14 protein-coding genes are annotated in these 14221 nt (G+C 63.9%); 12 read left to right on the top strand and 2 right to left on the bottom strand.

Features of this window, described 5'->3' with window-relative positions:
- Positions 1 to 19 precede the first annotated feature (19 nt).
- Positions 20 to 313, bottom strand: a complete 294-nt coding sequence (gene flgM, locus ACFZAI_RS22760; protein WP_391569028.1) for a flagellar biosynthesis anti-sigma factor FlgM — start codon at positions 311 to 313, stop codon at positions 20 to 22.
- Positions 314 to 440: 127 nt separating this feature from the next.
- Complete coding sequence (gene flgA, locus ACFZAI_RS22765) at positions 441 to 1157, bottom strand: flagellar basal body P-ring formation chaperone FlgA (protein WP_391569029.1); 717 nt, start codon at positions 1155 to 1157, stop codon at positions 441 to 443.
- Between the two features lie 177 nt (positions 1158 to 1334).
- Between flgA and flgB the strand changes: the two genes are divergently transcribed.
- The 12 genes from flgB to ACFZAI_RS22825 all read left to right on the top strand — a co-directional run bounded on the left by flgB (position 1335) and on the right by ACFZAI_RS22825 (position 14115).
- Positions 1335 to 1742, top strand: a complete 408-nt coding sequence (gene flgB, locus ACFZAI_RS22770; RefSeq protein WP_391569030.1) for a flagellar basal body rod protein FlgB — start codon at positions 1335 to 1337, stop codon at positions 1740 to 1742.
- Positions 1743 to 1764: 22 nt separating this feature from the next.
- Entirely contained in the window at positions 1765 to 2184 is a 420-nt protein-coding gene (flgC, locus tag ACFZAI_RS22775; RefSeq protein WP_391569031.1) for a flagellar basal body rod protein FlgC, read from the top strand.
- A 20-nt stretch (positions 2185 to 2204) separates the two neighbouring features.
- Entirely contained in the window at positions 2205 to 2903 is a 699-nt protein-coding gene (locus ACFZAI_RS22780; RefSeq protein WP_391569032.1) for a FlgD immunoglobulin-like domain containing protein, read from the top strand.
- A 71-nt stretch (positions 2904 to 2974) separates the two neighbouring features.
- Positions 2975 to 4459 (top strand): flagellar hook-basal body complex protein, encoded by a 1485-nt coding sequence (locus tag ACFZAI_RS22785; protein ID WP_391569033.1) that lies wholly within the window; start codon positions 2975 to 2977, stop codon positions 4457 to 4459.
- 53 nt (positions 4460 to 4512) lie between these two features.
- On the top strand, positions 4513 to 5274 hold the full coding sequence (locus ACFZAI_RS22790) for a flagellar basal body rod protein FlgF (protein ID WP_391569034.1): 762 nt from the start codon (positions 4513 to 4515) through the stop codon (positions 5272 to 5274).
- A 63-nt stretch (positions 5275 to 5337) separates the two neighbouring features.
- A complete protein-coding gene (flgG, locus tag ACFZAI_RS22795; RefSeq protein WP_006224597.1) occupies positions 5338 to 6123 on the top strand; it encodes a flagellar basal-body rod protein FlgG in 786 nt (261 codons plus the stop codon).
- Entirely contained in the window at positions 6123 to 6812 is a 690-nt protein-coding gene (locus ACFZAI_RS22800; protein ID WP_391569035.1) for a flagellar basal body L-ring protein FlgH, read from the top strand. The genes flgG and ACFZAI_RS22800 overlap by 1 nt, the downstream gene beginning before the upstream one ends.
- A 2-nt stretch (positions 6813 to 6814) precedes the next feature.
- The gene (locus ACFZAI_RS22805) at positions 6815 to 7951 is read left to right on the top strand and encodes a flagellar basal body P-ring protein FlgI (RefSeq protein WP_391569036.1); all 1137 of its coding nucleotides are present in this window, start codon (positions 6815 to 6817) and stop codon (positions 7949 to 7951) included.
- Positions 7952 to 7956: 5 nt separating this feature from the next.
- A complete protein-coding gene (flgJ, locus tag ACFZAI_RS22810; RefSeq protein ID WP_391569037.1) occupies positions 7957 to 8934 on the top strand; it encodes a flagellar assembly peptidoglycan hydrolase FlgJ in 978 nt (325 codons plus the stop codon).
- A 73-nt stretch (positions 8935 to 9007) separates the two neighbouring features.
- Positions 9008 to 10681, top strand: coding sequence for a flagellar hook-associated protein FlgK (gene flgK / locus ACFZAI_RS22815; RefSeq protein WP_391569038.1), 1674 nt, complete (start codon positions 9008 to 9010; stop codon positions 10679 to 10681).
- Positions 10682 to 10728: 47 nt separating this feature from the next.
- Positions 10729 to 11988: a flagellar hook-associated protein FlgL gene (gene flgL, locus ACFZAI_RS22820; protein ID WP_391569039.1), complete on the top strand. Its 1260-nt coding sequence runs from the start codon at positions 10729 to 10731 to the stop codon at positions 11986 to 11988.
- 132 nt (positions 11989 to 12120) lie between these two features.
- Entirely contained in the window at positions 12121 to 14115 is a 1995-nt protein-coding gene (locus ACFZAI_RS22825) for a methyl-accepting chemotaxis protein (protein ID WP_391569040.1), read from the top strand.
- Positions 14116 to 14221 lie beyond the last annotated feature (106 nt).

Here is a 14221-nt window from a genome sequence, read left to right on the forward strand (position 1 = left end):
CGGGATGGACTGAGCCGAATTACTTCAGCAGATCGCGCGCGCTGGCGATCAGGCTGTCAGCAATCTTGCCGGTGTCGATCTTCAGCTGGCCGGAGGCAATCGCGGCCCGAATGGCGGCCACGCGCTCGACGTTGATGTCGTTCGATCCGTCTTGCAAGGCCAGCATCTTGCGCGACGCCGAGCTCAGCGCGACTTGCGAGCTGCTGGAGCCCGTCGCGTTGCTGGCGCCATACGCCTGTGCAACGGCGGATTCCGGGCGTTGGCCAACGGCGTCGGCCGAGAGGGGCCGGTTGGAGGTCGAATTGATTTTCAAGGTTTTCTCCGCAGGGCGTCCTGGGTCGGTTTGCGACGGATACGCCTACTTATGTCTCTGTAACGTCAGGTCTGGCGGGAACTTTAGGGCAGTCCGCCCATTGGCGCTGCGCGATTTGTAACACTACCTACAGTTGTATTTCAACCAGCCCGGCGTTGCGGACCACGCCGCTCACCACTTGGCCGTTGGCGGTGCGCACCTGCACGATCGCGCCTGGCGCGCCATTGTCCATCGCCTGGCCTTCGCTGCTGACGACAAAACCGTTGCCGCGCGCGTTGATGCGCACGTTCGACCCGCGCACGACCGACTGCGCATTGCGCAGCGACGAGCCCCGCACCGGCTGCCCCGCATTGATGCGGTAGGCGGCCGTCATGCCCACGACGGTTTGCGGGTCGGTGATGGCGCCGGGCGGCAGCGACACCAGATCGCCGTCGCGGGGGGAAAGGTCATCCGGCGTCAGCGCCTGGCCCGCCGAGATCATCCGCGAGGCGACGTAATAGTAGCCGGGCACGCTGACGGTGGCCTGGACGTACGTGGTCCAGGGCTTGGGCGCGTTGCAGCGCACGCCCACCGTCATCCGCGACCGCAGTTTCATGCCGGACGGCATAAATGGGGACATCGCATCGCACGGCGCCAGCCGCTCGGTGCGCGGCGGGTCGATCGCCACCGACGGCTGGCCGGCCAGACCGGCCAGCTGATCCATCAGATAGCCTTGCGCCGCCATGACGATCGCCTCGGGCGGCTGGCTGGCGGCGTCCTGCGCCAGCGCTGCGCCGGCGTAGGCCATGAGCGCCACGGCGGTGAGGCTTGCGCGCGCGCGGAGGAGTCGTGCGGAGATTTTCATGATGACTGAATTGTAGAAGTCCGCGGCGCTTGGCAATACGTGAATTGGATGAGAAATGGCGGGTTATTTGGCTGATTGTGTTTCACCGCCGGCCCCTATGATTCCGTCATCCAATGGGATAACGGTGTGTCCGGAATCCCGTGCTCGATCCGAATTGCAACGCAAGAAGGCGCCACGATGCTAGACAGGCTTAACGAAGATTTCCGGTTCTACCAGCAGGCTCTCTCGCTGCGCGCGCAGCGCCAGGAAGTGCTGTCGTCGAACATCGCGAACGCCGATACGCCGAACTACAAGGCCCGCGACTTTGATTTCAAGACCGCGATGGAAAATGCCATGGAAGGCTCGAAGCGCCTGGCCGACACCTCGCTCACCTTGACCTCCGCCCGCCACATCCCCGCCAAGGCCGTGTCGCAAGGCCCGACCGACCTGCTGTACCGCCTGCCGTACCAGCCCAGCATGGACGGCAACACGGTGGACATGGATATCGAGCGCGTGCAGTTCGCCGATAACACGCTGCATTACCAAAGCACCATGCAGCTGATCTCCGGGCGCATCCGGACGATGATGTCCGCCATTCAAGAATGATCCATAACGGGAGCCACAGGCAATGTCCTTGATGAGCATTTTCGATATCGCCGGCTCGGCGCTCAGCGCGCAGTCGCAACGCATGAACGTGTCGGCCAGCAATATGGCCAACGCCGACAGCGTGGTCGGCCCGGACGGTCAACCCTACCGCGCCCGCCAGGTCGTGTTCCAGGTCAACCCGGCCGCAGGCCAGGCGATGGGGCAGGAGATCGGCGGCGTGCGGGTGGCCGGCGTCATCCAGGACCCGTCGCCCTTGAAGCAGGTCTACGACCCCAAGCATCCGCTGGCGGATGCGCAGGGTTACATCAGCATGCCCAACGTCGATCCGGTGGCCGAAACGGTCAACATGATCGCTGCGTCGCGCTCTTATCAGGCCAACGTCGAGGTGTTGAACACCGCGAAGTCCCTGATGCAGAAGACGCTGACCATTGGTCAATCCTAATTTTCTGACTGAGTGAATTCATGACCACCGTCGACCAAAACACCAGCACGACCGGCCTGGGCCTGGCGCAAGCCGGCCAAGGCGGCACCATCACGGCGCAGGGCTTGCAGGACCAATTCCTGAAGCTGCTCGTGACGCAGCTGCAGAATCAGGACCCCCTCAACCCGATGCAGAACGCCGAGCTCACCTCGCAGATGGCGCAGATTGCGACGGTGGAAGGCGTGAACAACCTGAAGAACACGATGCTGGCCATCAGCGGCCAGATCGACGTGTCGCAATCGATGAACGCCGTGTCGATGATCGGCAAGGGCGTGCTGATTCCCGGCACGAAGATCAAGGTTGGCGTCGACGGCGACAACGCCGCCGAGCGCGTAGTGACGCCGTACGGCCTGGATCTGCAAGCCGATGCGCAAAAGGTGCAGGTGCGTATTTCGGACGCGAACGGCGCGGTGGTGCGCACGATCGAAATGGGCGAACAGAAGGCCGGCGTGTACACGCTGGATTGGGACGGCAAGAACGACAACGGCGTGGCGATGGAACCGGGCGCTTACACGGTGTCCGTGTTGGCGACGGATGGCGACAGCAAGAAGGTCAATGCCGAAGTGCTGAGCTACGGCATGGTCAAGAGCGTGGCGTATTCCACCAACGGCCTGCGTCTGGATCTTGGCCTGGACGGCCAGACCAGCATGCTGGACGTGCGCAAGGTGATCGGCGCCTGATCGGGCCGCACATGAATCGGTGCCGGCGCATCAGCGGCGGCTTCACTACCTAAAGATTAGCGAGAGAAAACATGGGCTTCGGACAAGGATTGAGCGGCTTGAACGCCGCATCGCAGAACCTGGACGTCATCGGCAATAACATCGCCAACTCCGGCACGGTCGGCTTCAAGTCGGCGACCGCGTCGTTCGCCGACGTGTACGCCAGCTCCCGCGTGGGCCTGGGCGTCAAAGTGGCGGCCATCAACCAGCGCTTCACGGTGGGTACCGTGCAAGGCGGCGGCGGCGAATACGACATCGCGATTGACGGCGCCAAGGGCATGTTCCGCGTCACCGACCAAAGCGGCGCGGTGATGTATTCGCGTAACGGCGAATTCCTGGTCGACAAGAACAACTTCATCGTCAACGCCCAAGGCTACCGCCTGACGGGCTACCCGGCTGGCGCCATTGGCGCAAACCCGGTCGAACTGCAATTGCCGACCGCCAACGTGGCGCCGCAAGCGACCAGCACGGGCACGACGGTGGCCAACCTGGACGCCAACGCCAAGGTCGTCTACCTGACCGACACGATCACGACGCCGGCCGTCAACGGCAGCGTCTCGCTGGGCGGTACGGCCTACTCCTTTACCCGTGACGCCACCGGCGGCCTGGTTTGGGATACCGTCGCTCCGGCGCCTGGCGTGCCGCCTGCCGGCACCTATGGCGCCGCCCCGAACGCCATCGTCATCGATGGCACGGGTGCCATCACCGCTGGCGACATCACCCAAGTTCCGGGCTACGTCAACTACACCGCCGCCGTGACTGAAATCGGCCGTCCGTTCGACCCGACGGTCTCCAACAGCTACACGAACGCGTCGCCCATGACCGTGTTCGACTCCCTGGGCAACTCGCACCAGGTGATGCAGTACTTCGTCAAACGCCCGGCGGACGCCGCCGGCAACAGCGTCTATGACGTGTACTACACGATGGACGGCCAAGCCATGGCGCCGACGACCCAGGCCGCGGGCGCATGGGGCAACCCCCAGCAGTTCACGTTCAACAAGGCCGGCGCGATGACCAGCGCCCCGGTGGTGACGCTGAGCTTCGCGACCCCCGGCGGCACCACGACGCCGGCTGACCCGATCAGCATCGCCATGAACTACACCGGCACCACGCAGTACGGCAGCGACTACAAGCTGGTCGCCAAGCCCAACGGCTACACGTCCGGCGAATTCAGCGGCATCAACATCGGCGGCGACGGCAGCCTGGTGGCCAGCTACACCAACGGCCAAACGCAAGTTGTCGGCACCATCGTGCTGGCTGACTTCTCGAACCTGCAAGGCCTGCAGCCGGTGGGCAATAACGCCTGGACCGAAACGGCGGCCTCCGGCCAGCCGATCCTGGGCCAGCCCGGCACCAACGGCATGTCCAAGGTGGTGGGTCAGGCGACGGAAGCGTCCAACGTGGACATGAGCAAGGAGCTGGTGAACATGATCATCGCCCAGCGCACCTACCAGGCCAACTCGCAAACCATCAAGACCCAGGACGAAATCATGCAAGTCCTGATGAACCTGAAGTAAAGCCGGCATCAGTAAAGCCGGACAGGCAAGCGACGACACCGACGGAATAGGCAATGGACAGAATCATCTACACCGCCATGAATGGCGCAGCGCGTATCACTGAGCATCAGGCCGCGCTCTCCAACAACATGGCCAACGTGAACACGACGGGCTTTCGCGAGCAGATCGCGTTGTACCGCTCGGTTCCGGTGACGGACGGGGTGAGTCTGCCGACGCGCGTTTCGACGGTGGCGTCCACGCCTGGCAACAGCTTTGAAATGGGCAATATGCAAACCACGGGCCGCGATCTGGACGTGGCGTTGTCCAGCGAAAACGGCTGGATCGCCGTGCAGACCCCGCAAGGCGAGGCCTACACGCGCGGCGGCAGCCTGCAAGTGGGCATCAACGGCCTGCTGCAAACGTCGCTGGGCCAGCCGGTGCTGTCCGACCAGGGCGGCCCCATCGACGTGCCCGACCAGGCCGCGCTGACGATCACCTCTGACGGCACGATCACCGCCATCGGCGCCGGCGACGGCCCGAACAATATTCTGAACCTGGGCCGCATCAAGCTGGCCAACCCGAACAACGCGCAGCTGGTGCATGGTGACGACGGCGTGTTCCGCCTGGCGCCGGTCAACGGCCAGCCCGCGCCGCCCGCGCCCGCTGATCCGGGCTTGCGCATCTTGTCCGGCGTGCTGGAAGGCAGCAACACCAACCCGATGAAGGCGATGGTGGGCATGATCGAAAACGCTCGCCGTTTCGAGCAACAGATGCAGGTCATCCAGCAGTCGGACCGCAACGCCGAACGCGCCAACGGGCTCTTGTCCGTTAGCTGATTCAGCCGCTGATTCAAACATTTTTCGCGCGCGGCCCAGCCGCGGCACCAGGAGTTTTTCATCATGATGCGTTCGTTGTGGATTGCCAAAACCGGCCTGGAAGGTCAACAGACTTCCATGGACGTGATCTCCAATAACTTGGCCAACGTCTCCACCAACGGGTTCAAGCGCGGCCGCGCCGTGTTCCAGGACCTGATGTACCAGACGCTGCGCCAGCCCGGCGCCCAAGTCGGCGACGCGACGCAGCTGCCGTCCGGCCTGCAACTGGGTACGGGTGCGCGCGTGGCCGCCACCGAGCGCATCCACACCGAAGGCAACCTGAACAACACGGGCGGCGAAATGGACATCGCCATCAACGGCCGCGGCTTTCTGCAGGTCGAGCTGCCCGATGGCACCCAGGGCTACACCCGTGACGGCGCGCTGCAACGCGACCAGAACGGCCAGCTGACCACCGTCAGCGGCTACGTGATCCAGCCGCCGATGAACGTGCCGGACAACGCCTTGTCGATCTCCATCGGCAAGGACGGCATCGTGTCGGTGACGCAACCGGGCGCCGCCGGCGTGAACGTGCAGATCGGCCAATTGCAGATCGCCACCTTCATCAACCCCACCGGCCTGCAAAGCATCGGCGAAAACCTGTATCTGGAAACCGACGCGTCGGGTCCGGCCAACCTGCTGCAACCGGGCGTGGACGGCGCGGGTTCGATCATGCAGAACTACGTGGAAACCTCGAACGTGAACGTCGCTGAAGAACTGGTCAACATGATCACGACCCAGCGCGCTTATGAAATGAACAGCAAGGCCGTCAAGACGTCCGACGAGATGCTGGCCCGCCTGTCCCAACTGTGATGCCCATGTCTGTCCTGCGTCTGGTTTTGTCTGCGGCGCTGGCTTTGCTGGCGGCCGGTTGCGCCATGATCCCGCCCGAGCCCATCGTGACCGGGCCGACGACGGCCGCACCGCCGCCGCCGCCGATGCCCATGGCGCAGCCCACGGGCTCGATCTATCAGCCCACGACCTACGGCAACTATCCGTTGTTCGAGGACCGCCGGCCGCGCAATGTGGGCGACATCGTCACCATCGTGCTGAACGAGCGCACCAACGCGTCCAAGAACGTGGCGACGAACACGAATCGCACGGGCTCGGCGTCCTTGGGGATCGCTGCCGCGCCGTCGTTCATGAGCAGCTGGGCGAACGCGAATCTGGATACCGACGCCAAGGGCGGCAACGTGTCGCAGGGCAAGGGCGACAGCACCGCCAACAACGCCTTCACCGGCACCATCACCACCACGGTGGTGGGCGTGATGTCCAACGGCAACCTGCAAGTGGCGGGTGAAAAGCAGATCGCCATCAACCGCGGCAGCGAGTACGTTCGCTTTGCCGGGGTGGTTGATCCGCGTTCCATTACCGGCACCAATACCGTGTCTTCCACGCAAGTGGCCGACGCCCGCATCGAGTACCGCAGCAAAGGCGTCATGGACGAAGTCCAGACCATGGGCTGGCTGCAACGCTTCTTCCTGATCGCATCGCCGTTCTGACCATGACACAACCGACTCCGATATCCGCCTTGCTGTCCTTGTTCGCCCGCGTCTGCGTGGCGGTGGGGCTGGTGGCCGGCACCGGCGCCGCGCAGGCCGAGCGGCTCAAGGACCTGGCGTCGATCCAGGGCGTGCGGGGCAACCAGCTGATCGGCTACGGCCTGGTGGTGGGCCTGGATGGCAGCGGCGACCAGGTTCGCCAGACGCCATTCACGCAGCAAAGCCTGACCAACATGCTGTCGCAGCTGGGCATCACGGTGCCTGCCGGCAGCAACATGCAGTTAAAGAACGTGGCGGCCGTCATGGTCACCACCACCTTGCCGGCGTTTGCCCGGCCCGGCCAGACGCTGGACGTGGTGGTGTCGTCGATGGGTAACGCCAAGAGCTTGCGCGGGGGCACCTTGCTGATGACGCCGCTCAAGGGCGCCGACAGCCAGGTCTACGCCATCGCCCAGGGCAACATCCTGGTGGGCGGCGCAGGCGCTTCCGCCGGTGGTTCCAGCGTGCAGATCAACCAATTGAACGGCGGCCGCATCAGCGCGGGCGCCATCGTCGAGCGCGGCGTGCCCACCACGTTCTCGCGCGACGGCTACATCCATGTCGAACTGAACAATACCGACTTTGGCACGGCCCAGAACGTGGCGATGGCGCTGAACAAGAAGTTCGGCCAAGGCACGGCCACGGCGCTGGACGGCCGCGTCGTGCAAGTGCGCACGCCGATGGAGCAGGCGTCGCAGGCGCGCTTTTTGTCGCAAGTGGAAGACTTGCAAGTGGCGCGCGCGCCCACGGTGGCCAAGGTCATCATCAATGCGCGTACCGGCTCGGTCGTCATGAACCGCACGGTCATGATCGAAGAGGCCGCGGTGGCGCACGGCAACCTGTCGGTCATCATCAACCGCCAGAACCAGGTGTCGCAGCCGGACACGCCTTTCACGGAAGGCCAGACGGTGGTGGTGCCCAATACCCAGATCGAAGTGCGCCAGGACAACGGCTCTCTGCAACGCGTGAGCACCAGCGCCAACCTGGCTGACGTGGTCAAGGGCCTGAACGCCCTGGGCGCCACGCCGCAAGACCTGCTGGCTATCTTGCAGGCCATGAAAACCGCCGGCGCCTTGCGCGCCGAACTGGAAATCATCTGACGGCCATGGCAATTACCCAAGACGCGGCGCGCGGCGCTGCCCGCCAGGATTCGGTGTTCGACATGGGCCGCTTGTCGGACCTGAAGCGCGACGTCAAGAAAGACCCGGCAGGCACCGACCAGCAAAAGCAGGTGGCCAAGCAGTTCGAGGCCCTGTTCCTGCAAATGATGGTCAAGCGCATGCGCGAGGCGACGCCCAAGGAAGGGCTGTTCGACTCGCAGCAGACCCAGATGCTGCAATCCATGGCGGATGAGCAGCTGGCGCTGCACCTGGCCACGCCGGGGATCGGGCTGTCGCAGTCCATCCTGGCGCAGATGCAGCAAGGCAAGCCCGCCGATGTCTCGGACGACGCCGTGCGCGCGATCGGGCAGGGCGCTGACCTGGATTTCCGCACGGGCGGTTCGCGCGAAGTGTCGGCGCTGCTGAACGTGATGCGCAACAACCGCGCCAGCGACCGCGCCTTGGCCGCGGCCGAAGGCGCGCCTGAGCACGTTGTGGATTTTGTGTCGAAGATGTCGCGCGCCGCCAATCTGGCGTCGCAGCAAAGCGGCGTGCCGGCGCGTCTGATCATGGGTCAGGCGGCGCTCGAATCGGGCTGGGGCCAGCGCGAAATCAAGCATGCCGACGGCAGCACCAGCTACAACCTGTTCGGCATCAAGGCGGGCGGCAGCTGGAAGGGCAAGGTCGTCAATGTGATGACCACCGAATACGAAGACGGTGTGGCGAAAAAGGTGACGCAACCTTTCCGCGCCTACGCCTCTTACGAGGAATCGTTCGCGGACTACGCCCGTTTGATCGGCAACAGCCCGCGCTACGAAGCCGTGACGCAGGCCCGCAACGAAATCGATGCGGCACGCAAGATCCAGGACGCGGGCTACGCGACCGACCCCCGCTATGCGCAAAAACTGATCGGCATCATGGGCCAGTTGCGTGGTGCGGCGACCAGCGTAGAAAAATCTCGCCAGATCTTGGAAGGACTCTAAATTTCGAGGATCTCCTGCCGTAAACGGAGTATCCAGGAATAACAGCTGTGGCTACATACAGGGCAATGTCAGCATGAATTTGTATAAAACGGCGCTAGGTGGGTTGAATGCTGCCCAGGCAGGCTTGGCAACGACCAGCCACAACATCAACAATGCCACCACGGTCGGCTACAACCGCCAACGCGTGATGACGTCCACCGCGGGCGCCCAGGCAACCAGCAACGGCTACATCGGCCGCGGCGTTCAGGTTGACACGGTCACGCGCAGCTACGACAGCTTCTTGTACAAGCAGCTGGTCGGTGCGCAGGGCAGCGGCGCTCAGCTTCAAGCCCAGTTCGACCAGGTCTCGCAGGTGAACAACCTGTTTGCAGACCGCACGGTCGGCATCGCCCCGGGCCTGACGAATTTCTTCACCAGCATGAACACCGTGGCCAGCAAGCCCGCTGATCCGGCGGCGCGCCAGGATTTGCTGGGCAAGGCCAACAGCCTGACCACGCAGATCCGCTCGGCTTACACCGAAATGCAGAATCTGCGCGAAGGCCTGAACACGCAGATCACCACGACGGTTGAGCAGGTCAACAGCTACCTGGGCCGCATCAACGATCTGAACGATCAGATTTCGCTGGCGACGGGCAAGGGCGGCGGCAGCGTGCCGAACGACCTGATGGACCAGCGCGACCAGGCCGTGATGGAGCTGAATCAGCTCATCGGCATCACGACCTACGAGCAAGGCGACCGCATCAATATTTCGCTGGCCAAGGGTGGCCAGGCGCTGCTGTCGGGCACGACCACGTATCCGCTGCAGGCCGTGCCGTCTTCGAAGGACACGGGCCGCACGGTGCTGGCCTACACGTTGCCGGCCGGCGCCGGCAAGACGGTCGCCGTCGAAATGGATGACAGCGAAGTCACGGGCGGCAAGCTCGGCGGCCTGCTGCAATTCCGTTCGTCGTCGCTGGACGTCATGCAAAACCAGCTGGGCCAGATGGCCGTCGGTCTGGCGCTGTCGTTCAATGAACAGCACAAGCAGGGTCTGGACCAGAGCGGTAACCCTGGCACCGATTTCTTCAGCATTGGCTCGCCCGAAGGCGTGCCTAATGCGCAGAACAAGAGCAACGCGCAGATCTCGGGCACGTTCACGAACCTGTCCAACATCAACGCCAAGGATTACGAGATCTCGTTTGACGGCACCAACTACCAGGTGCTGCGCATGCCCGAGGGCTCGCAGGTGTACAACGGCCCCGCGACCGGCACGCCGCCGAACGCCACGCTGAATCTGGACGCCGAAATGGGTGTCACGCTGACGATCAATGCGCCGCCTCAAGCGGGTGACAAGTGGTCGCTGTCGCCCACCCGCAATGCCGCGCGCGACATCAACGTGCTGATCACGGACCCGGACAAGATCGCTGCCGCAGACGCTGAAGGCGGCGACGCCAACGGCAAGAACGCGCTGAAGCTGGCGCAGCTGCAAACGGCCAAGGTGCTGGGCCACGGCACGATGAGCACTACCGACATGTTCGCGCAGGTGGTGAACACGGTGGGCGTGCAGACGGCGCAGGTCAAGTCGGCCGCCACCGCGCAGGCCAACCTGATCAAGCAGACGACGGCCGCGCAGCAAGCGGTGTCGGGCGTCAACCTGAACGAAGAGTATGTGAGCTTGTCGCTGTACCAGGAACAGTACCAAGCCAGCGCCCGCATCATTGATGTGGCCAGCACCATTTTTGACACGCTGCTGGGCCTGCGCGGCTGATCAGATCGTTGAACTGTGATTACTAAAAAGAATTCCGGAGTTGCACAATGCGCCTGAGCACCACGATGATGTACTCGAACGGCCTGAGCGGCGTTCTCGCTCAGGAATCGGACATGAACCGCCTGGTCGAGCAGGTGGGCAGCGGACGCAAGTTCCTGAGCCCGGCTGACGATCCTCTGGCGGCGTCTTTGTCGATCGGCGTCGCGCAGACGCAAAGCATGAACACCACGTACGGCGCCAACCGGAACACGGCCAAGACCAATCTGGGCCAGGAAAGCAACGTGCTGGATTCGATCACCACTGCACTGCAAGATGTGCGCACGCGCGTCATTCAAGCCGGTAACGGCACGTTCGCCGATAGCGACCGCCAAGCGCTGTCCACCGCGTTAAAGAGCGCGCGTGACGCCTTGCTGGGTCTGGCCAACAGCACCGACGGCAGCGGCCAATACCTGTTCTCGGGCTATCAAGGCGGTGTGGTGCCGTACTCGCAAGACACCACGGGCAAGATCGTTTATAGCGGCGCCACCGGCGAACGCACGGTGCAGGTCGACCAGTCCCGCCAGTTGTCCACGAGCGATGTAGGCAGCGACATTTTCAGCCGCGCCAACCCCGGTTCGCAGGCTTACGTCAGCACCGCCGCCGCCGGCAACACGGGCACCGCGCAGTTCGGCACCGTGTCGGTTACGCCGGGCAGCCCCAACATCGGCAAGAATTTCTCGTTGCAGTTCGAGTCGGACACGACGACGGGTTCGATGGGCTATCGCGTCATTACGACGGACCCCAACGCAAACCCGCCGGTGCCGCCTGTGACGACCCCGGCTCCGCCGGCGTCTCCCACGCCGTACACGCCGGATTCCGCCATTGATTTCGGTGGCGTGTCGGTGGTGGTCAAGGGCACGCCGCAGAACGGCGATGTGATCGATGTGCAAAACGTGCAGTCGGCCGATGTCGACATGTTCAACACGCTCGACAGCCTGATCAAAGTGCTGGACTCCCCGATCGCTGGCGACGAAGTCGCCCTGGCGAAGCTGAACAACGAACTGGCCACCGCCAACAAGAAGCTGGCCAGCAACTACGACAACGTCTTGACGGTTGCCGCGTCGGTCGGCGCCCGCATGAACGAACTGGACGCGCTGGACGCCACCGGTTCGCAAAAGGGCCTGACGTATTCGAAGTCGCTGTCCGATCTGGAAGACCTGGACTACTACTCGGGCGCCAGCCAGCTGGCGTTGCGCCAAGTGGCGCTGGCCGCGGCATCGGCGGCTTTCATGACCATTCAGGGATCAAGTTTGTTCAGCCGCAAGTAATGCGGCGGTAGCCCTGAAGGCGCCCTTGGGGCGCGGCGATTTGCGGACGCTGCTGGCTGTAAGCCGGGGCGTCCGTGGTTGCGTGCAGGGTTGGAAATAGTCGTTTCTGGTTGCCTAACGCTCGGATATTTCATGCTTGTCAATTTGAAAGTTCGCACCTGTATCGTTCTGGTGCTGTTGCTCTTCACGAGCGCCATGTTCATTTCGAACGGCGTGGCGTGGATGGGGTTGAATTCCAGCAATGAAAAGCTGGAACAGGTCAACGACGCCTACTCGAACCAAGGCACCCAGCTGAACCGCGCGTACGCCGCCTATCTGCGTGGCCGCTTGTTGCTGGCGACGTCGTTGATGGATATGCAGCAGGGCAAGACCGAGCAGGCGAACGCCCAGGCCAAGCGCGCCGACGCGCTGATGCAGGAAGGCAGCCAGTCACTGGACGCCTTCCGCAAGGCGCCGCGCATGCCGGGTTCCGAAGCCTTGGTTGCCAAGCTGGAAACGGCCTACAAGCAATTCGACGACGTCTACAAGCGCCAGGCCGCTGCGTTGTCCAACATGGCGATCCAGGAATACCTGGACCTGAATGATTCGGGCAGCAAGGCCAACACGGAGTTCCGCGAAGCCGTCAACGGCGTGCTGGAATTCCTGGATACGCGCACCGACGAACTCGTCGTGCAAGCTGAAACCGACCACCGCATTTCGCGCACGGTCACCATCGCCTTGCTGGCCATTGCGCTGGTGCTGGCGTTGGGCTGCTGGCTGTTCATCAACCGCACCGTGCTGCGTCCGCTGCACCAGGCGGGCGATCACTTCGACAAGATTTCGGGCGGCGACTTCACCGGCCGTATCGAGGTGCGCAGCACCAATGAAATCGGTCAGCTGTTTGCCGCCATCAAGCGCATGCAGGAAAGCCTGACGCGTACCGTCGCAACGGTGCGTCGTGGCGTGGACGAAATCAATGTGGGCTCGCGCGAAATCTCCGCGGGCAATACCGACCTGTCCAGCCGTACCGAACAACAGGCGGCGTCCCTAGAGGAAACCGCAGCGTCGATGGAGCAGCTGGCCTCCACCGTGAAGCAAAACGCCGACAACGCGCGCCAAGCCAATCAGCTGGCGGCGAGTGCGTCGGATGTGGCCGAGCGCGGTGGCGCAGCGGTGTCGGAAGTGGTCAGCACGATGCAGGGCATTTCGGCCAGCTCGCGCAAGATCTCGGAAATCGTTTCCGTCATTGACGGCATCGCGTTCCAGACCAACATCCTGGCGCTGAACGCCGCCGTGGAAGCGGCGCGCGCGGGCGAGCAGGGCAAGGGCTTTGCCGTGGTGGCGGGCGAAGTGCGCTCGCTGGCGCAACGTAGCGCGCAGGCCGCCAAGGAAATCAAGGGCTTGATTGAAGACTCGGTGTCGAAGGTGGGCGCGGGTTCGCAGCAAGTGGAACGTGCGGGCGCGACGATGCAGGAGATCGTGAGCTCGGTGAAACGCGTGACGGACATCATGGGCGAGATTTCGGCGGCGTCCGAAGAGCAGTCCAGTGGTATTGACCAAGTCAACCGCGCCGTGTCGCAGATGGACGAAGTGACGCAGCAGAACGCGGCGCTGGTGGAAGAAGCGGCCGCCGCCGCGGGTTCCTTGCAAGAGCAGGCGCAACGTCTGGCGGAAGCCGTGTCGGTCTTCAAGATCAACGCCGGCGAAGTGATTGAAGTGCCGGCCCAACAGTTGGCGCAGCAACGCAGTGCGCCGCGCGTGCAGGCCTCGCAGGCCGCCGCCCCGCGAGCGCCGGTGGCGCAGCTGAGCAAGCCGGCGCATCGGGCAGCGAATACCCCCGCGAATACCCCCGCGCATTCCGCCGTGAACAAACCCGCCGCGCCTGCGCAAGCATCGCAGCGGGAGCAGGAGCACGAGCAAGAAGCGGAGCTGGCGGCTGATGCGGGCGACGCGCCTGCCGCAGCGAAGCCGGCGCCTGCCGCCGCGCCGCGCAAGACGCAGGTGGCGCGTCCCAAACCCGCCGCCACGGCGGCTACCGTGGTGCGCCCGTTGCGCCGTCCCGCGACCCGGGCGGATGCCGCGGATGCGCCGCCGCCAGCCTCCAGCCGGCGTCCGCCGCCCGCGGACGATGATTGGGAGTCTTTCTGACGCGATCCCCCCGTCAGTGCATTGAATAGGCAGTAACTCACAGACAGTACCCCCTTTTACGGACCGGCGGCGACAGCGCAGCCGGGACGACTACCGGAACAATCGG

Source organism: Achromobacter sp. NPDC008082, assembly GCF_042957345.1.
Classification (GTDB): Bacteria; Pseudomonadota; Gammaproteobacteria; order Burkholderiales; family Burkholderiaceae_B; genus Achromobacter; species Achromobacter kerstersii_A.

Bases quoted from the DNA above. Each gene is read 5' to 3' on its own strand.
- flgA (WP_391569029.1), bottom strand. From the start codon at position 1,157: ATGAAAATCTCCGCACGACTCCTCCGCGCGCGCGCAAGCCTCACCGCC.
- flgB (WP_391569030.1), top strand. From the start codon at position 1,335: ATGCTAGACAGGCTTAACGAAGATTTCCGGTTCTACCAGCAGGCTCTC.
- flgC (WP_391569031.1), top strand. From the start codon at position 1,765: ATGTCCTTGATGAGCATTTTCGATATCGCCGGCTCGGCGCTCAGCGCG.
- ACFZAI_RS22780 (WP_391569032.1), top strand. From the start codon at position 2,205: ATGACCACCGTCGACCAAAACACCAGCACGACCGGCCTGGGCCTGGCG.
- ACFZAI_RS22785 (WP_391569033.1), top strand. From the start codon at position 2,975: ATGGGCTTCGGACAAGGATTGAGCGGCTTGAACGCCGCATCGCAGAAC.
- ACFZAI_RS22790 (WP_391569034.1), top strand. From the start codon at position 4,513: ATGGACAGAATCATCTACACCGCCATGAATGGCGCAGCGCGTATCACT.
- flgG (WP_006224597.1), top strand. From the start codon at position 5,338: ATGATGCGTTCGTTGTGGATTGCCAAAACCGGCCTGGAAGGTCAACAG.
- ACFZAI_RS22800 (WP_391569035.1), top strand. From the start codon at position 6,123: ATGCCCATGTCTGTCCTGCGTCTGGTTTTGTCTGCGGCGCTGGCTTTG.
- ACFZAI_RS22805 (WP_391569036.1), top strand. From the start codon at position 6,815: ATGACACAACCGACTCCGATATCCGCCTTGCTGTCCTTGTTCGCCCGC.
- flgJ (WP_391569037.1), top strand. From the start codon at position 7,957: ATGGCAATTACCCAAGACGCGGCGCGCGGCGCTGCCCGCCAGGATTCG.
- flgK (WP_391569038.1), top strand. From the start codon at position 9,008: ATGAATTTGTATAAAACGGCGCTAGGTGGGTTGAATGCTGCCCAGGCA.
- flgL (WP_391569039.1), top strand. From the start codon at position 10,729: ATGCGCCTGAGCACCACGATGATGTACTCGAACGGCCTGAGCGGCGTT.
- ACFZAI_RS22825 (WP_391569040.1), top strand. From the start codon at position 12,121: ATGCTTGTCAATTTGAAAGTTCGCACCTGTATCGTTCTGGTGCTGTTG.